The organism is Bradyrhizobium sp. CCBAU 25338, assembly GCF_028128965.1.
Taxonomy (GTDB): domain Bacteria; phylum Pseudomonadota; class Alphaproteobacteria; order Rhizobiales; family Xanthobacteraceae; genus Bradyrhizobium; species Bradyrhizobium liaoningense.
Genome location: NZ_LFKY01000039.1, coordinates 1 through 17,736, shown reverse-complemented (window position 1 = coordinate 17,736; position 17,736 = coordinate 1). Strand labels below are relative to the sequence as shown.

General features: G+C 64.8%; 17 protein-coding genes. 11 read left to right on the top strand and 6 right to left on the bottom strand.

The features are described 5' to 3' along the window. Nucleotides 1–53: 53 nt before the first annotated feature. A complete protein-coding gene (locus ACM42_RS22105) occupies nucleotides 54–830 on the bottom strand; it encodes an SDR family oxidoreductase (RefSeq protein ID WP_271529921.1) in 777 nt (258 codons plus the stop codon). A 154-nt stretch (nucleotides 831–984) separates the two neighbouring features. Here ACM42_RS22105 and ACM42_RS22100 point away from each other — a divergent pair, with 154 nt between their 5' ends. Next, complete coding sequence (locus ACM42_RS22100) at nucleotides 985–2,058, top strand: tartrate dehydrogenase (RefSeq protein WP_271529920.1); 1,074 nt, start codon at nucleotides 985–987, stop codon at nucleotides 2,056–2,058. A 59-nt stretch (nucleotides 2,059–2,117) separates the two neighbouring features. On the opposite strand, the gene ACM42_RS22095 is transcribed toward ACM42_RS22100, so the two are convergent. The 4 genes from ACM42_RS22095 to ACM42_RS22080 form a co-directional block, all read right to left on the bottom strand. Further along, nucleotides 2,118–3,191, bottom strand: a complete 1,074-nt coding sequence (locus ACM42_RS22095; RefSeq protein WP_271529919.1) for a malate/lactate/ureidoglycolate dehydrogenase — start codon at nucleotides 3,189–3,191, stop codon at nucleotides 2,118–2,120. 11 nt (nucleotides 3,192–3,202) lie between these two features. Further along, nucleotides 3,203–4,114, bottom strand: coding sequence for an NAD(P)-dependent oxidoreductase (locus ACM42_RS22090; RefSeq protein WP_271529918.1), 912 nt, complete (start codon nucleotides 4,112–4,114; stop codon nucleotides 3,203–3,205). A 12-nt stretch (nucleotides 4,115–4,126) separates the two neighbouring features. Then, nucleotides 4,127–5,377: a Zn-dependent hydrolase gene (locus ACM42_RS22085; RefSeq protein ID WP_271529917.1), complete on the bottom strand. Its 1,251-nt coding sequence runs from the start codon at nucleotides 5,375–5,377 to the stop codon at nucleotides 4,127–4,129. Nucleotides 5,378–5,495: 118 nt separating this feature from the next. Then, nucleotides 5,496–6,413 (bottom strand): LysR family transcriptional regulator, encoded by a 918-nt coding sequence (locus ACM42_RS22080; RefSeq protein ID WP_271529916.1) that lies wholly within the window; start codon nucleotides 6,411–6,413, stop codon nucleotides 5,496–5,498. Nucleotides 6,414–6,533: 120 nt separating this feature from the next. Between ACM42_RS22080 and ACM42_RS22075 the strand changes: the two genes are divergently transcribed. The 6 genes from ACM42_RS22075 to ACM42_RS22050 all read left to right on the top strand — a co-directional run bounded on the left by ACM42_RS22075 (nucleotide 6,534) and on the right by ACM42_RS22050 (nucleotide 12,127). Next, entirely contained in the window at nucleotides 6,534–7,349 is an 816-nt protein-coding gene (locus tag ACM42_RS22075; RefSeq protein WP_271529915.1) for a putative hydro-lyase, read from the top strand. A gap of 89 nt (nucleotides 7,350–7,438) precedes the next feature. Then, on the top strand, nucleotides 7,439–8,683 hold the full coding sequence (locus tag ACM42_RS22070) for an ABC transporter substrate-binding protein (RefSeq protein ID WP_035673267.1): 1,245 nt from the start codon (nucleotides 7,439–7,441) through the stop codon (nucleotides 8,681–8,683). Between the two features lie 166 nt (nucleotides 8,684–8,849). After that, a complete protein-coding gene (locus ACM42_RS22065; RefSeq protein WP_035673273.1) occupies nucleotides 8,850–9,728 on the top strand; it encodes a branched-chain amino acid ABC transporter permease in 879 nt (292 codons plus the stop codon). Then, complete coding sequence (locus ACM42_RS22060; RefSeq protein WP_271529914.1) at nucleotides 9,728–10,711, top strand: branched-chain amino acid ABC transporter permease; 984 nt, start codon at nucleotides 9,728–9,730, stop codon at nucleotides 10,709–10,711. The genes ACM42_RS22065 and ACM42_RS22060 overlap by 1 nt, the downstream gene beginning before the upstream one ends. After that, nucleotides 10,708–11,439, top strand: coding sequence for an ABC transporter ATP-binding protein (locus ACM42_RS22055; RefSeq protein WP_271529913.1), 732 nt, complete (start codon nucleotides 10,708–10,710; stop codon nucleotides 11,437–11,439). Before ACM42_RS22060 ends, ACM42_RS22055 begins: the two co-directional genes overlap by 4 nt. After that, nucleotides 11,423–12,127 carry an ABC transporter ATP-binding protein gene (locus ACM42_RS22050; protein WP_028178354.1) on the top strand — a complete coding sequence of 235 codons (705 nt, stop codon included), beginning with the start codon at nucleotides 11,423–11,425 and terminating at the stop codon, nucleotides 12,125–12,127. Before ACM42_RS22055 ends, ACM42_RS22050 begins: the two co-directional genes overlap by 17 nt. A 182-nt stretch (nucleotides 12,128–12,309) precedes the next feature. Here ACM42_RS22050 and otnC read toward each other — a convergent pair whose 3' ends face one another. Continuing rightward, nucleotides 12,310–12,984: a 3-oxo-tetronate 4-phosphate decarboxylase gene (otnC, locus tag ACM42_RS22045; protein ID WP_271529912.1), complete on the bottom strand. Its 675-nt coding sequence runs from the start codon at nucleotides 12,982–12,984 to the stop codon at nucleotides 12,310–12,312. Between the two features lie 104 nt (nucleotides 12,985–13,088). Between otnC and ltnD the strand changes: the two genes are divergently transcribed. From ltnD to ACM42_RS22025, 4 genes are all read left to right on the top strand, one after another. Further along, a complete protein-coding gene (gene ltnD / locus ACM42_RS22040) occupies nucleotides 13,089–14,006 on the top strand; it encodes an L-threonate dehydrogenase (protein ID WP_271529911.1) in 918 nt (305 codons plus the stop codon). Between the two features lie 15 nt (nucleotides 14,007–14,021). Next, complete coding sequence (gene otnI, locus ACM42_RS22035) at nucleotides 14,022–14,804, top strand: 2-oxo-tetronate isomerase (protein WP_271529910.1); 783 nt, start codon at nucleotides 14,022–14,024, stop codon at nucleotides 14,802–14,804. Further along, nucleotides 14,801–16,072 carry a 3-oxo-tetronate kinase gene (otnK, locus tag ACM42_RS22030; protein ID WP_271529909.1) on the top strand — a complete coding sequence of 424 codons (1,272 nt, stop codon included), beginning with the start codon at nucleotides 14,801–14,803 and terminating at the stop codon, nucleotides 16,070–16,072. The genes otnI and otnK overlap by 4 nt, the downstream gene beginning before the upstream one ends. 168 nt (nucleotides 16,073–16,240) lie before the next feature. Further along, nucleotides 16,241–17,736, top strand: a 1,496-nt coding sequence (locus ACM42_RS22025; protein ID WP_271529908.1) for a methyl-accepting chemotaxis protein, incomplete at its 3' end; no start/stop codon positions are given.

Genomic DNA, 17,736 nt, shown 5'->3' with positions numbered 1-17,736 from the left:
CGCGGATGCATTCCTGGATTGCTTCGCTGCGCTCGCAATGACGAGGATCGGGTTTAACCCCACCCCGCGCTGATGCCGCCGTCCACCGTATATATCACGCCCGACGTGTAACCAGAGCGATCCGACGCCAGGAACGCCATGAGGTCGCCGATCTCGCGCGCATGCGCAGGCCGTCCCAGCGGCAGGCTCTTCTGGAATTCCTTGTAGCGGCTCTCGTCGCCGAACTGGTGCTTTGCCCGCGTCTTGAGCAGGGTGACGTGGCGATCGGTGCCGACGGGACCGGGATTGATGCCGACGACGCGGATGTTGTCGGCGAGGCTCTTGCCGCCGAGCGCGCGCGTGAACGCCATCAGCGCGGCGTTGCCGGCGCTGCCGCAGATGTAGTTGGCGTCGAATTTTTCGCCGGCTGCGCCGATGTCATTGACGATGACGCCGCCACCCCTCGCCTTCATCTGCGCATAGATGTGCCGCGTCAGGTTGATGTAGCCGAACACTTTCAATTCCCAGGCGTGCCGCCAGGTCGCCTCGTCGATCTTGTCGATCGAGCCGCCGGGGATGTCGCCGGCATTGTTGACGAGCACGTCGATGTCGGCGGCTTCTTTCGCCAGTCGCGCCACGTCCTCCTCCTTGCGCAGATCGACGATGCTCGTTGCGGCGTCGATCTGGTGTGCGGAGCGCAGGCGGTCGGCCAGCGCCGTCAGCGCCTCGCCGCTGCGGGCGGCGAGCAGGAGATGCGCGCCTTCCTCGGCAAACGCCTCGGCGGCGGCTGCGCCAATGCCCTTGGACGCGCCAGTGATCAGGACGCGCTTGCCACGCAGATGCAGATCCATGGGAGTACTCGCAGGGTAGGAACTGGATCAAATCAGTAGGCGCTCGGCCGCGCCATGGTCAACATTGCAGTGCAGCGTTGCACCGCCCGCGACTTTGGTCCATTGCAGTGCGATCAAAACGCGGCGGCTGCCGGACCAACCAAGGACGTTTTCGATGAGCAAGAAGCAATACCGGATCGCGGTCATTCCCGGCGACGGCATCGGCAAGGAAGTCATGCCGGAGGGCCTGCGCGTTCTGGAGGCGGCGGCGAAGAAGCACGGCGTCTCCGTTCATTTCGACCATTTCGACTTCTCGTCCTGGGACTATTACGAGAAGCACGGCCAGATGATGCCCGATGACTGGAAGGAGAAGATCGGCAAGCATGATGCGATCTACTTCGGCGCGGTCGGCTGGCCGGCCAAGATCCCGGATCACGTCTCGCTGTGGGGCTCGCTGATCAAATTCCGCCGCGAGTTCGACCAGTACGTGAACCTTCGCCCGGTGCGGCTGATGCCCGGCGTGCCGTCGCCGCTGGCGGGCCGTAAGCCCGGCGATATCGATTTCTGGGTGGTGCGCGAGAACACGGAAGGCGAATATTCCTCCGTCGGCGGCCGCATGTTCCCCGACACCGACCGCGAGTTCGTGACCCAGCAGACGGTGATGACCCGCACCGGCGTCGATCGCATCCTGAAATTCGCCTTCGAGCTCGCGCAGTCGCGGCCGAAGAAACATTTGACCTCGGCGACGAAGTCCAACGGCATCTCCATCACCATGCCCTATTGGGACGAGCGCGTGGAGGCGATGGCCAAGAAGTTTCCGGGCGTGAAGTGGGACAAGTACCACATCGACATCCTGACGGCGAACTTCGTGCTGCATCCGGACTGGTTCGACGTCGTGGTCGGCTCGAATCTGTTCGGCGACATCCTCTCCGATCTCGGCCCGGCCTGCACCGGCACGATCGGCATCGCGCCATCAGGCAACATCAATCCCGAGGGCGATTTCCCCTCGGTGTTCGAGCCGGTGCACGGCTCGGCGCCCGATATCGCCGGCCAGGGCATCGCCAACCCGATCGGCATGATCTGGTCGGGCGCCATGATGTTCGAGCATCTCGGCGAAAAGGAAGCAGGAAGATCGATCGTCGATGCGATCGAGCGCACGCTGGCCGAACGCACGCTCCGCACCAAGGACCTCGGCGGCAACGCCGATACGACGGCCTGCGGTAAGGCGGTTGCGGATATGGTGGATTGAGGCGGACTGCCGACCAAGTGTCATCCCGGCGTACGCCGGGATGACACTGAGGTTGGCGGCTAGCCGGCGATCTTCTCGATCGCAGTCTGATCCAGCCCGAACTTCTTCCCGGCCTCAAGAATCTCCCGCCAGGTGGTCGGATCGACCGGAACGCCTTCCGCGAGCCGCTTCTTCTTCGTCTCGCGCTCGGGATCGCCGGCGATCTTCACCTTGTCGACGCCGGGTGCTGGCGGCGAGCCGGTGTGCCAGGCAACGAAGCTCTCGACTTCGCTCGCGAGGTTCTCGCCGGTGCCGAGCTTGCCCGGGTCGATGATGATCGAGAGCATGCCGTTGAGGACGTTGTACTTGCCGTCGGATGGGCCCTTGACCACCTGCCCCCCGGAGAGCGCGCCGCCGAGGATTTCGCACACCAGCGCGAGCCCCGAACCCTTGTGCTCGCCGAACGGCAGGATGGCGCCGTGCGGCGGGATCACGGTGTAGCGCGGGTTGGTGGTCGGCTTGCCTTCATTGTCGATGATGGTGCCGGGCTCGAGTTCGACGCCCTTGTTGTGGGCGACGCGGGTCTTGCCCTGCGCGATCCTGCTGGTGGCGAAGTCGAGCACGATCGGGTCCTTGCCCCTGCGCGGGATGCCGACGCAGAACGGGTTGGTGCCGTGGCGCGCATCGCTGCCGCCCCAGGGCGCCACGATCGGACGCGAGATCACGTTGACGAAGTGGATCGAGACCAGCCCGTGGTCGATGCATTGCTCGGCCCAGTGGCCGATGCGGCCGATGTGGTGCGAATTGGACAGGCCGACGAGACACACGCCGTTGCGCTTGGCGCGCTCGGCGCCCAACTCCATCGCCTCATAGCCCATCACCTGGCCGTAGCCGGTGAGGCCGTCGAGGGTGAGAAGCGGACCGGTGTCGAGCACGATCTTGACGTGCTGGTTCAAGGCGAGGCCGCCTGTGGTGACGCTCTGGACATAGCGCGGGATCATGCCGACACCGTGCGAGTCATGCCCTCTAAGATTGGCCTCGACCAGATTGGTGGAGACGAGGTCGGCTTCGCGGTCCGTAGACCCGCCCGCCTTGACGATGGCACGGACGACGTTGGTGAGCGGCTCAGCCTTGATGGTGCGATAGTCGGCCATTGTTGTTGCTCTTATCCTTTCACGATCCGGCGGCAGTGGACCCAGGCCGCTTCAATCAGGTTCTCGCTCGCCTCCGGCGTGCGGAAGGCCGAATGCGCCGACAGCGTCACGTTCGGCAATTTCGTCAGCGGATGATCGCCGGGTAGCGGCTCGATGTTGAAGACGTCGAGGCCGGCATGGCGAATATGGCCGGACTTCAGCGCGTCGATCATCGCGGCTTCGTCGACGACCGCGGCGCGCGCGGTGTTGATGAGGATGACACCACGCTTCATCGCAAGGATCTTCTCGCGCGTGATCATGCCGCGGGTTTCGTCGTTGAGCAGCAGATGCAGCGACACGACGTCGCTCTTCGCCAGCACCGTATCGAGATCGGTGAATTCGACACCAGGATAGCTCTTGGGCGAGCGATTCCAGGCGATCACTTTCATGCCGCTTCCCGTGGCAATGCGCGCAACTTCCGCGGCGATGCCGCCGAATCCGATCAGGCCGAGGGTCTTGCCGGTGAGCTGCATGCCGTCTTCGCGCAGCCAGTTGCCCGCCCGCATCTCGCGGTCCATCATGGCGATGACGCGGGCCGAAGCCCACATCAGCGCGATCGCGGATTCGGCGACCGCTGTGTCGCCGTAGCCCTTGATCAGATGCACGGAGATGCCGAGCTCGGCGAGCTCCTCCGGGTTCATGTAGCTGCGCGCACCGGTGCCGAGGAACACGACGTGCTTCAGCCCCGTGCATTTCCTCGCCACGTCGGTGGGAAGCGCGGTGTGGTCGACGATCGCGATCTCGGCGCCGTCGAGGATTTCCGGGTATTGGTCGGGCTTGATGTCGGGATCCCTGTGGATCCGCACCTTGGGATCGCCGGGCTTCTCCAGCCGCTCCATGATCACGGCGAGGGCTTCATTGGCGTCGACGAAAACTCCGCGCATGGCTCTCTCCGATCAGGACGCGACGCCGGCAATCGCCAGCACGGTATGCATCAGGACGTTGGTGCCCGCAGCGCAGTCGGTCTGCGTGGCGTCCTCCAGCTCGTTGTGGCTGATGCCGTCCTTGCAGGGGACGAACACCATCGCCGCCGGCATGACGGTGTTGAGATTGCAGGCGTCATGGCCGGCGCCGGAGGTGATGCGGCGAGAGGGATAGCCCAGCGTCTTCGCGGCGTTCTCGACCGCCGCGATCAGCTTGGGATCGAAATGCGTCGGCGGCTTGCGCCAGACCAGGTCGATCTTGACCTCGACCTTGCGCCGTGCGGCGATCTCGGCGATGGCCGCACGAAGATCGCGATCCAGCGCATCCATGATGGCGCCGTCGGCACTGCGGCAGTCCATGGTGAAGGCGATCTCGCCGGGAATGACGTTGCGCGAGGGATTTGCGATCACGGCCTCGCCGATGGTGCCGACCGCGTTCGGCCCGTGCTTCTTCGCGATGGCCTCCATCGCCAGCACGATTTCCGACAGCGTGGCCAGCGCGTCGCGCCGCAGCGGCATCGGGGTCGAACCCGCATGGCTCTCGAAGCCGGAAATCTTGCCGTCGTACCAGAGCACGCCCTGGCCGGAATCGACCACGCCGATGGTCTTGCCTTCCGCTTCGAGAATGGGACCCTGCTCGATGTGCAGCTCGACGAAGCATCCGAGCTTCTGGAAGCCGACCGGCTTGTCGCCGCGATAGCCGATGCCGTCGAGCGCCTGGCCCACGGTCATGCCTTCGGCGTCCTTGCGCGACAGAATGTCGTCGGTGGTGAAGTCGCCGACATAGGCGGCGGAGGCCATCATCGCAGGTGCGAAGCGCGAGCCTTCCTCGTTGGTCCAGTTGACGACGCAGATCGGCGCCTCGGTCTCGATGCCGGCATCGTTCAGCGTCCGGATCACTTCCAGCGCGCCGAGCGTCCCCAGGATGCCGTCATATTTGCCGCCGGTCGGCTGGGTATCGAGATGCGAGCCGATGCCGACGGGCGGCTTCGACATGTCGCGGCCCTTGCGCAGGCCGAACATCGAGCCGAGCGCGTCGACGTGGACTTCCAGTCCGGCGTCTTCGCAAGCCTTGCGGAACCAGTCGCGCACCTGCTTGTCTTCCGCGCTGAGCGTCAGTCGTCGCACGCCGCCCTTGGCGGTCGCGCCGAACTTTGCGGTCTCGTGGATGGAGCCCCAGAGGCGGGCGGAATCGATTTGCAGATTGGTGGCGGCTCGGCTCATGCGTCTCTTCCATTGATCGCTGTCATTCCGGGGCGCCCAAAGGGCGAACCCGGAATCTCGAGATTCCGGGTTCTCGCTGCGCGAGCCCCGGAATGACGGTAGAAAACCCGGCGCTTTTTCAATGACGCGCCTGCGCGGGCGCGTCAACCGCGAGGCTGCTCTGCGCAATCTGCCTTGCGAGCTCGGCGACGCGCTCCACGGCAACGACGTCGGGAGAGGCGAGCCAGCTCGCCGTGAATGTCAGCGGCGCGATCGCGAGATCGGTGTCGAGCAGTTGCAGCCGTCCGTCGGCGAGCTCGTTCGCGACGATGGCGTCGGGGATCACTGCGATGCCGAGTCCCTCGACCGCCATGTGGATGACCGTTGCGAGCGAAGCAGAGGCATGCAGGCGGATCGGCGGCAGCTCCGGCCGGTCGAACACCTCGCGCACGACCTCGTAAGGCTTGGTCTTGCGCGGAAAGGTGATGATCGGAAACCGCGCCAGCTCCACCGGGGTCACCGGGCCCGCGCCGAGACCGAGTGAGGGGCTTGCGAGGAAGCCGATCGGATAATCGGCGAGCACGCGGTTGTGCACGCCGGAGGCGGACAACGGCCCGACGACGAAAGCGAGCTCGATCTCCTGCGCGAGAAGGCGCCCGGTCAGGTTCGGCGTGATGTCGACCTCGATCTCCAGCGACAGGTTCGGATAGACCTCGTTCACGCTCTTCACCAGCCGCGGCAGCCAGGTGTGCACGATGGTCTCGGCGACGCCGAGCCGCATCACGCCGCGCATCGCCGACCGGTCGCCGATCTCCGCCATCATCGCGGCACGCAGACCGATCAGCTTCTCGGCATAGACCATCATCTGTCGCCCGCTGGGGGTGGGCGAGGCCACGCGATGATCGCGGTTCAGAAGCTTCACGCCCATCTCGCGCTCGAGCTGTGCGATGCGCTGCGAGATCGCCGGCTGGGTGGTGTTGAGCCGTTGGGCGGCGCCACGGAAGCTGCCGAGCTTCACAACCCACAGGAACGTCTCGATCGACCTGAAGTCCAGCATTGGAAGGATTTTCCCGATCGATAAATTGAATTTATCGATATTGATTAGAAACGACGATTAGACTTTATAGCACGCTTGGTGTTGGCTTGTCTTTGTCGAGTTTATAGGCAGATCGATCACATGACTGTTTTGGTGGCAACGCCGCAAACTGAAACGCCCGACGCCCTTCCGAGCCGCAAGGCCCGGCTCGCCTATCGCGCGGGGCTGGTCGCCTCCACCGCCGGCGTCGCTCCGGGTTTTGTCCAGGGCAATCTGGCGATCCTGCCTGCCGAGCATGCCGGCGCCTTTCACCGCTTCTGCCAGCTCAATCCAAAGCCATGCCCGATCATCGGCATGTCCGATGTCGGTAGCCCTTTCATCCCGTCCCTCGGCGCCGATCTCGACATCCGCACCGACGTGCCGCGCTACCGGGTCTGGCGCGACGGCGAGGTCGTCGACGAGCCGACCGACGTCACCAAGTATTGGCGCGACGATCTCGTCACCTTCGTGCTCGGCTGCTCCTTCTCGTTCGAGGAGGCTCTGCTCGAGGAGGGCATGCCGATCCGCCACATCGAGAAGAACGTGCGCGTGCCGATGTACCGCACCAACATCGCCTGCGGCGAGGCCGGTCCGTTCGCTGGGCCGATGGTCGTGTCGATGCGCCCGTTCAAGCCGGCCGATGCGATCCGCGCGGTGCAGATCACCTCGCGCTATCCCGCCGTCCACGGTGCGCCCGTGCATCTCGGCCATCCGCATCTGATCGGCATCAAGGACATCGCCAAGCCCGACTACGGCGATCCGGTGCCGGTCGCCGACGACGAGATTCCGGTGTTCTGGGCCTGCGGGGTGACGCCGCAATCGGTCATCAACGCCGCGAAACTCCCGTTCGCGATTACGCATTCGCCCGGCCTCATGCTGGTGACGGATCTGAAGAACAGAAACATGGCCGTGATTTAGTGGGCAGCGTGTGCTGCTTCTTCAGGCTTTACCGCATCCATCAATCGCTTCATTCGATCAGCCGAAATTCAATAACAGGGGACCTTGCCATGACGATCACTCGCCGCGACGTGCTGTTGGGAGCCACCGCCACTGCCGCTCTCGTGCCGCTGGCAGCGCGCGCACAGAGCTCGGAAGTCGTGATCGGCGTGATCTATCCGTTCTCCGGCGGCAGCGCGCAGCAGGGCGTCGACGCGCAGAAAGCCTATGAGACCGCGCTCGAAGTCATCAACAAGGACACCGCCTTCGACCTGCCGCTGGCGAAAGGCGAAGGCCTGCCGGGTCTCGGCGGAGCGAAGATCCGTCTCGTGTTCGCCGATCACCAGGCCGATCCGCAGAAGGGGCGCGCCGAGGCCGAGCGCCTGATCACGCAGGAGAAGGTCTGCGCCATCATCGGCACTTATCAGAGCGCCGTCGCCGTCACCGTCAGCCAGATCTGCGAACGCTATCAGGTCCCGTTCGTTTCCGCCGACAATTCCTCGCCCAGCCTGCATCGCCGCGGCCTGAAATATTACTTCCGCGCTGCGCCGCATGACGAGATGTACTCGGCCGCGATGTTCGACTTCTTCGATGCCATGAAGAAGAAGGGCACCAAGATCGAGACGCTGTCGCTGTTCCACGAGGATACCATTTTCGGCACCGACTCCGGCAATGCCCAGACCAAGATCGCCGGTGAGCGCGGCTACAAGATCGTCACCGACATCAAGTATCGCGCCAACTCGCCCTCGCTCTCGGCCGAGGTGCAGCAGCTCAAGACCGCCAATGCCGACGTGCTGATGCCCTCGAGCTACACCACCGACGGCATCCTCCTGGTCAAGACCATGGCCGAGCTCGGCTACAAGCCGAATGCGATCGTGGCACAGGACGCCGGCTTCTCCGAGAAGGCGCTCTATGATGCCGTCGGCGACAAGCTCGAAGGCGTGATCTCGCGCGGCACCTTCTCGCTCGACCTCGCGCAGAAGCGCCCGATGGTCGGCAAGATCAACGACATGTTCAAGGCGAAGTCGGGCAAGGATTTCAACGATCTCACCTCGCGCCAGTTCATGGGCCTGATCATCCTCGCCGATGCCATCAACCGGGCCAAGTCGACCGACGGCGAGAAGATCCGCGACGCGCTGGCCGCGACCGACATTCCGGGCGAGCAGACCATCATGCCCTGGAAGCGCGTCAAGTTCGACGAGATGGGTCAGAACAACGACGCCGATCCGGTGCTGCTGCAATATGTCGGCGGCAAGTTCGTCACCATCTTCCCGCCGCAGGCGGCGATCGCCGAGGCGATCTGGCCGATGAAGTAAGCGCTGCGGGAGCAGGGGAGCACATCGCGATCGTCGCGCGAGCCTCGTCATTGCGAGGAGCGAAGCGACGAAGCAATCCAGACTGTCTCCGTGGTGAGATGCTGGATTGCTTCGCTTTGCTCGCAATGACGGAGCAAACGGTGACTATTCGAACGGGGGACGAGAGTTGACAGCCCAAGCCATTATCCAAAGTCTCGCGAGTGGCCTCCTCATGGGCCTGCTCTACGGACTGATCGCGGTCGGCCTCGCGCTGATCTTCGGCCTGATGGACGTCACGAACTTCGCCCATGGCGAGTTCCTGATGCTCGCGATGTACCTGTCCTTCTTTCTGTTCGCGTTCTTCGCCATCGACCCCTTGCTGTCGGCGCCATTGGTCGCCGCGGCGCTCTTCGTTTTCGGAGCGGTGATCTACCTGCTCATTGTCCGCTTCGCCATGCGGGCCAAGGCCAATGCCGGCATGGTGCAGATCTTCACCACCTTCGGTCTCGCCATCGTCATGCGCGGCCTCGCGCAGTTCTTCTTCACCCCGGACTATCGCAGCATTCCGCAGTCCTGGCTCGGCGGCAAGACCATCTCCTTTGCCGGCATCTTCCTGCCGGAGCCGCAGCTGGTCGGCGCGCTGGTCTCGGTTCTCGCCTTTGCCGGTCTCTACTTCTTCATCCACCGCACCGATTTCGGCCGCGCGATCGAAGCCACCCGCGAAGATCCCGGTGCGGTCGCTCTCGTCGGGATCGACAAGAACCGCGTGTTCGCGTTCGGCTGGGGCCTCGGCGCCGCGCTGGTCGGTCTCGCCGGCGCCATCATGGCGGTGTTCTTCTACATCTACCCCGATGTGGGTGCGTCCTTCGCGCTGATCGCCTATGTCACGGTGGCGCTGGGCGGCTTCGGCAGCGTGTTCGGGGCCTTCGCCGGCGGCATCATCGTCGGCCTCGTCGAGGCGGTCACGGCCTTGGTGCTGCCGCCCTCGCTGAAATCCGTCGGAATCTACGCCGTCTACCTGCTCGTCGTCTTCATCCGGCCACGCGGCCTGTTCGGGTCGATGTGATGGACAAGAATTTTGCCGCGCGGCGCCGCCGCGACCTCATCATCGCCGCGGTGCTGGCTGGGCTCGCGGCGCTGGCGCCGCTGTTCGTCAAGGACGTCTACGTCCAGAACATCCTGATCCTGACGCTGATGTACGCGGCGCTGTCGCAGAGCTGGAACATCCTGTCCGGCTATTGTGGACAGATCTCGCTCGGACACGCGCTCTATTTCGGCATCGGCGCCTACACCACCGAGCTGCTGTTCACCAAGTTCGGCGTACTGCCCTGGTTCGGCATGCTCGGCGGCGGCGTGATTGCGGCCCTGATCGCGATGGGACTCGGTTATCCCTTCTTCCGCCTGCGCGGCCATTACTTCGTGATCGCGACCATCGTCATCGCCGAGATCGGGCTGCTGCTTTTCCAGAACTGGGAGTGGGCGGGGGCCGCGATGGGCATCACCATTCCGATCCGGGGCGACAGCTGGCTGAAATTCCAGTTCCTGCGCACCAAGCTGCCGTACTTCTATTTCGCGCTGGGGCTGTGCTGCCTCGCCTGGTTCGTCACCTGGTGGCTGGAAGATTCCAAATGGGGCTTTTGGTGGCGCGCGGTGAAGGACAATCCGGAAGCGGCCGAGAGCCTTGGCGTCGTCGTCTTCAACTCCAAGATGGGCGCGGCCGCCGTCTCGGCCTTCCTCGTCGCCATTGGCGGTGCCTTCTATGCGCAGTTTCTCGCCTATATCGATCCTGAAAGCGTCATGGGCTTCCAGTTCTCGCTGCTGATGGCGCTGCCGGCCGTGCTCGGCGGAATCGGCACCCTCTGGGGCCCGGTGTTGGGGGCTGCCATCCTGATCCCGATGACGGAGCTGACGCGCTCCTACATCGGCGGCTCCGGGCGCGGCGTCGACCTCATCGTCTACGGCACGCTGATCGTGCTGATCTCGCTGGCTTTGCCGCAAGGTCTGGTGAGCCTGTTCTCCCGCTCGAAAGCAAAGGGAGCCACGCGATGACCGCGCTCCTTGAAACCCGCGGCGTCTGGCAGCGTTTTGGCGGGCTCATCGCCAACAGCGACGTCTCGATCTCGGTCGGCCGCGGCGAGATCGTCGGCCTGATTGGCCCGAACGGCGCCGGCAAGTCGACCCTGTTCAATCTCATCGCGGGCGTGCTGCCGCCGACGCAAGGCTCGATCTGGTTCGACGGCGAGGACGTCACCCACATGCCGGCGGCCGAGCGCTGCCAGCGCGGGATCGGCCGGACCTTCCAGGTGGTCAAGAGCTTCGAGACCATGACGGTGATCGACAACGTCATCGTCGGTGCGCTCGTGCGCAATACCGTGATGCGCGAGGCGCGCCGCAAGGCGCATGAAGTGCTGGAGTTCACCGGCCTTGCCGCGCGCGCCGACGTGCTTGCGAGCGACCTCGTGCCGGCCGAGAAGCGCCGTCTGGAAGTCGCGCGTGCGCTTGCGACCGAACCGAAGCTGCTGCTGCTCGACGAAGTCCTCACCGGCCTGACCCCGACCGAGGCGCAGACCGGCGTGGCGCTGGTGCGCAAGGTGCGCGATGCCGGCATCACCGTGCTGATGGTCGAGCATGTCATGGAGATCGTGATGCCGCTGGTCGACCGGGCCATTGTGCTCGACCTCGGCAAGGTGCTGGTCGAGGGCAAGCCCGCAGACGTCGTCCGCGATCCCAAGGTGATCAGCGCATATCTGGGAGATCGTCATGCTGTCGGTGCGTGAAGTCACGACCGCCTATCAGGGCCTCGTCGCGATCTCCGCGGTCTCGATCGAGGTCCAGAAGGGCGAGATCGTCTGCGTCGCCGGCGCCAACGGCGCGGGCAAGTCGACGTTGCTCAAATCCATCGCCGGTGCCGAGCGTCCGCGCTCGGGCACGGTGACGTTCGACGGCAAGCGCCTTGACGGCATGGCGCAGCATCACATCACCGCCACCGGCATCGCTTATGTGCCGGAGAACCGCCGCCTGTTTCCGCGCCTGTCGGTGCGCGACAATCTTCGTCTCGGCAGTTATCTCTACCGTGGCGAAGCCAACCGCGAAGAGCCGCTCGATCTCGTCTTCACGCTGTTTCCGCGTCTTCAGGAACGTTTGGAGCAGCGCGCCGAGACGCTCTCCGGCGGCGAGCAGCAGATGCTCGCGATCGGCCGCGCGCTGATGACGCGTCCGCGGCTCCTGATGCTGGACGAGCCCTCGCAGGGCATCATGCCGAAGCTGGTGGATGAGATCTTCCAGGCGGTGAAGCGCATCCGCGACGCCGGCATGACCGTGCTGATCGTCGAGCAGCGCATGGCCGAATGCCTCGAGATCGCCGACCGCGCCTACATCCTGCAAACCGGCCGCGTGCTGATGCAGGGCGCAGCAAGCGAGATCAAGGGCAATCCGGATGTGCGAAAGGCGTATCTCGGGCTTTAGTCGAGAAGTATCGGGCACGCCCGCGCAACATACTCGGTGTCATCGCCCGACTTGATCGGGCGATCCAGTACTCCGAGACGTCAGAGATATGCGGAGAAGCCGCGGCGTACTGGATTCCCCGCCTTCGCGGGGAATGACAGCGGTGGGTGAGGCGGAGCTATTCCGCGCATGACTGCACGTAGCTAATGCCCGTGCCCATGTTCCGGCAGCGCCACCCCGAACACCTTCACCAGATCCGTCACCTGCTTCGGGGATAGATAGCGCGGGTTCATCCCGCGCAGCAGCAGGTACAGCTTCGCCGTCTCCTCCAGCTCCTCGGTCGCGAACACCGCGGCCTCCAGTGTGTCGCCGGCGACCACCGGGCCGTGATTGGCGAGTAGCACCGATGAATATTTCCCCGCCAGCCCCTTGATCGCATCCGCTACCGCGGGATCGCCCGGGCGGTAATAGGGCACGAGCGCGGTGGCGCCGCATTTCATCAGGTAGTAGGCTGTCATCGGCGGCAGCGCGGCGCGCGGGTCGATCTCGGGGAGCATCGAGAGCGCGACCGAATGGGTGGAGTGCAGGTGCACGATCGCGCGCGCGCTTCCGCGTGTGTCGTAGAGCGCGGTGTGCAGCGGAACTTCCTTGGTGGGCGCATCGCCCGAAACCAGCTGTCCCCTCCCATCCAGCCGCGAGAGCTTTGCGGGATCGAGGAAGCCGAGCGAGGCATTGGTCGGCGTGACCAGCCAGCCGCCGTCGTCCATCCTGACGCTGATATTGCCGGAGGAGCCCGGCGTCAGCCCGCGCTCGAACAGGGACCGTCCGAAGCGGCAGATATCCTCGCGCAGCCGTGTTTCGTTGCTCATGGCCGTCATGCCTGCTTGTCTCACGCTTTGGCAGCGCGGCCAAGCCGTGATATCGGTTCGCTGAGCCGCCGCAAAGGGCAGCCATCCGGGAAACGTTCGCAAGGGTCAGTTGCATGTCCGCCTCCACCTCTCAAAACCAGCGCGTTGCTGTCATCGGGCTCGGCTCGATGGGATACGGCATGGCGACCTCGCTGAAGCGCGCCGGCCACGCCGTGACCGGCTGCGACGTTTCGGCTGAGGCCGTCGCGCGCTTCGTGAAGGATGGCGGCGCGGGGGCCAGGACGCCGGCCGAAGCGGCCAGGGAGGCCGATATCGTCGTCAGCGTCGTCGTCAATGCCGCGCAGACGGAGGCGATCCTGTTCGGCAAGGATGGGGCCGCCGAGACCATGCCGAAGGACAGCGTCTTCGTATCCTCGGCCACAATGGATCCCGACGTGGCGCGGCGCCTGGCCAAGCAGCTTGAGGCGACCGGCCGGCATTATCTGGACGCGCCGATCTCCGGCGGGGCGCAGCGCGCCGCGCAAGGCGAGCTGACGATCCTCGCCTCCGGCAGTCCCGCCGCTTTTGCGAAGGCGCGGCCCGCGCTGGATGCCATGGCCGCAAAGCTCTACGAGCTCGGCGATGCCGCCGGGCAAGGCGCTGCGTTCAAGATGATCAATCAATTGCTCGCCGGCGTGCACATCGCCGCCGCCAGCGAAGCCATTGCGTTCGCGGCAAAGCAGGGCCTCGACATCCGCAAGGTCTATGAGGTGATCACGGCATCGGCCGGTAATTCGTGGATGTTCGAGAACCGCATGCCGCACGTGCTCGACGGCGATTACACGCCGCGCAGCGCGGTCGAGATCTTCGTCAAGGACCTCGGCATCATTCAGGACATGGCACGCACTGCCCGATTCCCTGTGCCGGTCTCCGCCGCCGCACTCCAGATGTTTCTGATGACATCAGCCGCCGGCATGGGCCGCGACGACGACGCGTCGGTGGCGCGCATGTACGCGCAGGTCACCGGCGTCAAGCTGCCCGGCGACAAGTAAGCAAGAGGAACTCCGATGCCCCGTTTCGCCGCCAATCTCTCGATGATGTTCACCGAGGTGCCGTTCCTCGACCGCTTTGACGCCGCGGCCCAGGCCGGCTTCACCGCCGTCGAGTTTCTCTTTCCCTACGAGCATCCGGCGGAAGCGATCGGCGAGCGGCTCAAGCGCAATGGCCTGACCCAGGCGCTGTTCAATCTGCCGCCCGGCGACTGGAACGCCGGCGAGAAGGGCTTTGCGGCGCTGCCCTCGCGGTTCAACGATCTCAAGGCGAGCCTGGAGACGGCGCTGCCTTATGCCAAGGCGACCGGCGCCAAGCGCCTGCACCTGATGGCCGGCATCGCCAACCGCGGCGAGCGTGTGGCGATCGAGGCGTTCTACAAGTCGGTGGCCTGGGCCGCGGAATTCTTCGCGCCGCACGGCATCGACGTCGTGATCGAGCCGATCAATGCGCGCAACGTGCCTGGCTATTTCCTCAACGATTTCGGCTTCGCGCGCGACCTGATCCAGGAGCTGAGGCTTGCGAACCTGAAGCTTCAGTTCGACATCTATCACTGCCAGATCATCCATGGCGACGTCACCATGCGGCTGCGCGAGATGATGCCGATCATCGGCCACGTCCAGATCGCCAGCATCCCTTCGCGCAACGAGCCCGACGGCGAGGAACTGAACTATCCGTTCCTGTTCGCAGAGCTCGACCGGCTCGGCTATGCCGGCTTCGTCGGCTGCGAATACAACCCGCGCGGCAAGACCACCGACGGGCTCGCCTGGTTCAAGCCCTACGCTGGAGTGAAGTCGTGACGCTTGCGTTGGGCTGCATCGCAGACGACTACACCGGCGCCTCCGATCTCGCCAACACGCTGACGCGCGCGGGCCTGCGCACCGTGCAGACCATCGGCGTGCCCGCGGACGATCTCGCGCTGCCCGAGGTCGATGCCGTCGTGGTGTCGCTGAAGAGTCGCTCGATCGAAGCCGGGCTCGCAGTGTCGCGCTCGCGCGCGGCGGAGACATGGCTGCGCGGCCGCGGCGCGGGCCACGTGTTGTTCAAGATCTGCTCGACCTTCGATTCCACCGATGCCGGCAATATCGGCCCGGTGATGGACGCGTTGCGCGCCGATTGCGGCGAAGCTGTCGTGCTGGTGACGCCGGCGTTTCCGGAAACGGGCCGTACCGTCTACCAGGGCAATCTCTTCGTCGGTGCTGTGCCGCTCAACGAGAGCCCGCTGAAGGACCATCCGCTCAACCCGATGCACGATTCGAACCTGGTGCGCGTGCTGGCGCGCCAGAGCAAGACGCAGATCGGCCTCGTCGATCTCGCCACCGTCACGCGCGGCGCGGAGGGCGTGCGGGCGCGCTTGGCCGAACTCGCGGGCAAGGGGATCGGCGCCGCGATCATCGACGCCGTCTTCGACCGCGACCTCGAGACCATCGGTCTCGTCGCCGCCGAACATCGGCTGTCGGTCGGCGCCTCCGGGATCGGCCTTGGACTCGCGCGGGGGCTGGTATCGACCGGAAAGGTCAGGGCAACGGCAACCAGTGATGCAGGCGCGCCGGTCGGCGGATCGGCGGCATGCCTTGCCGGGAGTTGTTCGCAGGCGACGCTTCAGCAGATCGCCAATGCCGAACGCATCATGCCGGTGCTTCATCTCGATCCGGACCGTATCATTACGGGGGCGGGCGAAGCACAGCGCGCGCTGGACTGGGCGAGGCCGCGGCTTGCGGAAGGTCCGGTGCTGATCGCATCGAGCTCGACACCGGATCAGGTCGCCGCGCTGCAGGCGCGCCACGGTCGCGACGCCGCCGGTCATGCTATCGAGCAGGCCATGGCCGATATTGCAGAGAGCCTCGTAAAATCAGGCGTGCGACGGCTGATCGTTGCCGGCGGCGAGACGTCGGGGGCCGTTGTCGATCGGTTGAAGATTCCCGGATTTCTCGTGGGACTGGAAATTGCCGCAGGCGTTCCGGTGCTGCGCGCGGTCGGTGCCGAAAGGGACATGCTGCTCGCTCTGAAGTCCGGAAATTTCGGCGGAGCAGAGTTTTTCTCCGACGCACTTAGGCTCATGCGCTGAGCGCAGAGCATTTTTAGCTGCCTGTTCATTTCTTTCGGGCTCCGTGCTCGCACGGAGTCGTCGTTAACATCTGCACAATTGCTCTGGTGTTGGATGTCGGCGCTGCTCCCTTTGGTTGATTCGTAGAACTTCGGACGCGCGCCGGCGCCAATACAACGAGACCCGATTATGTTTGCCAAGCTCTCCATCCGCACCAAAATCATCAGTGTCGTGGCATTCCTGCTGGTCGCGATGACCGGCATGGGCCTGCTCGCCGTCATGAAGATGCGGTCGATGAATGCCAACACCGTCGACATCACCACGAACTGGATGCCCAGCGTGCGGGTGATCGGCGATCTGCGCGCCAGCGTCATCACGTATCGCAACGTGGTGCGCCAGCACATGCTGGCCGAAGCTCTGGAAGATAAGCTCGCGGTGGAGAAGACCGCTGCCACGGTGACTGAAGCGCTCGCCAAGGTGCGCTCCAGGTACGAGGCCATGATCAGCTCCCAGGAAGAGCGGGCGCTCTACAGCCAATGGTCCAAGCTCTGGGACGACTACAAGAAGGGCACCGAGGAGGTCATGGCGCTGTCGCGCAAGGAGGCCGGCAAGATCCCGCGCGAGGCGCAGGAGCTCAATTCCAAGACGGTCAACAAGATCGGGCTTCAGGCCGATGAGGTCCTGAACAAGGACATCGAGCTCAACACCAAGGGCGGCGAGCGGGCCGCTCAGGATGCCGCCGACAGCTACGCCTATGCCTTCATGCTGGTTTCGGTCATTCTCGGCGCCGTTGTCGTGATCGGCCTTGGGCTCAGCTTCTATCTCGTCCGAGACGTCTCCAGCGGCATCAACTCGATCATCCAGCCGATGCAGGCGCTGGGTAAGGGCGACCTCTTCGCCGAAGTCCCGCATCGCGGCGAGAAGACGGAGATCGGTGCCATGGCCGACGTGCTCCAGATCTTCAAGGAAGCCCTGATCGCCAAGAAGGCCGCCGACGAGGCCGCCGCGGCCGATGCAGAGGCCAAGATCGAGCGCGGCCGCCGTGTCGACAACATCACCCGCGAATTCGAAACGATGATCGGCGAGATCGTTCAGACCGTGTCGTCGGCCTCGACTCAGCTCGAAGCCTCCGCCTCGACGCTGACTGCGACCGCGGACCGCTCGCAGCGGCTGGCAACCACGGTGGCCTCCGCTTCGGAGGAGGCCTCGACCAACGTGCAATCGGTCGCCTCGGCGACGGAGGAGATGGCTTCGTCGGTCGGCGAGATCAGCCGTCAGGTGCAGGAATCGGCGCGGATGGCGGGCGATGCCGTCGGCCAGGCGCGTGCCACCACCGAACGCGTCGGCGAGCTCTCCAAGGCCGCCTCGCGCATCGGCGACGTCGTCGAGCTGATCAACACCATCGCCGGCCAGACCAATCTGCTCGCGCTGAATGCCACCATCGAGGCCGCCCGTGCCGGCGAAGCCGGCCGTGGCTTCGCCGTGGTCGCTTCCGAGGTGAAGGCGCTCGCCGAGCAGACCGCGAAGGCGACCGGCGAGATCGGCCAGCAGATTTCCGGCATCCAGGCCGCGACCAACGACTCGGTCGGCGCCATCAAGGAGATTTCCTCGACTATCGAGCGTCTGTCGGAGATCTCGTCGGCGATCGCGGCGGCGGTGGAAGAGCAGGGTGCGGCGACGCAGGA

Coding starts and splice junctions, on each gene's coding strand:
- ACM42_RS22070 (WP_035673267.1), top strand. CDS start 7,439: ATGACGATCACTCGCCGCGACGTGCTGTTGGGAGCCACCGCCACTGCC.
- ACM42_RS22080 (WP_271529916.1), bottom strand. CDS start 6,413: ATGCTGGACTTCAGGTCGATCGAGACGTTCCTGTGGGTTGTGAAGCTC.
- ACM42_RS22095 (WP_271529919.1), bottom strand. CDS start 3,191: ATGGCCGACTATCGCACCATCAAGGCTGAGCCGCTCACCAACGTCGTC.
- ACM42_RS22105 (WP_271529921.1), bottom strand. CDS start 830: ATGGATCTGCATCTGCGTGGCAAGCGCGTCCTGATCACTGGCGCGTCC.
- ACM42_RS22050 (WP_028178354.1), top strand. CDS start 11,423: ATGCTGTCGGTGCGTGAAGTCACGACCGCCTATCAGGGCCTCGTCGCG.
- ACM42_RS22075 (WP_271529915.1), top strand. CDS start 6,534: ATGACTGTTTTGGTGGCAACGCCGCAAACTGAAACGCCCGACGCCCTT.
- otnC (WP_271529912.1), bottom strand. CDS start 12,984: ATGACGGCCATGAGCAACGAAACACGGCTGCGCGAGGATATCTGCCGC.
- ACM42_RS22090 (WP_271529918.1), bottom strand. CDS start 4,114: ATGCGCGGAGTTTTCGTCGACGCCAATGAAGCCCTCGCCGTGATCATG.
- otnI (WP_271529910.1), top strand. CDS start 14,022: ATGCCCCGTTTCGCCGCCAATCTCTCGATGATGTTCACCGAGGTGCCG.
- ACM42_RS22060 (WP_271529914.1), top strand. CDS start 9,728: ATGGACAAGAATTTTGCCGCGCGGCGCCGCCGCGACCTCATCATCGCC.
- ACM42_RS22100 (WP_271529920.1), top strand. CDS start 985: ATGAGCAAGAAGCAATACCGGATCGCGGTCATTCCCGGCGACGGCATC.
- ACM42_RS22085 (WP_271529917.1), bottom strand. CDS start 5,377: ATGAGCCGAGCCGCCACCAATCTGCAAATCGATTCCGCCCGCCTCTGG.
- ACM42_RS22055 (WP_271529913.1), top strand. CDS start 10,708: ATGACCGCGCTCCTTGAAACCCGCGGCGTCTGGCAGCGTTTTGGCGGG.
- ltnD (WP_271529911.1), top strand. CDS start 13,089: ATGTCCGCCTCCACCTCTCAAAACCAGCGCGTTGCTGTCATCGGGCTC.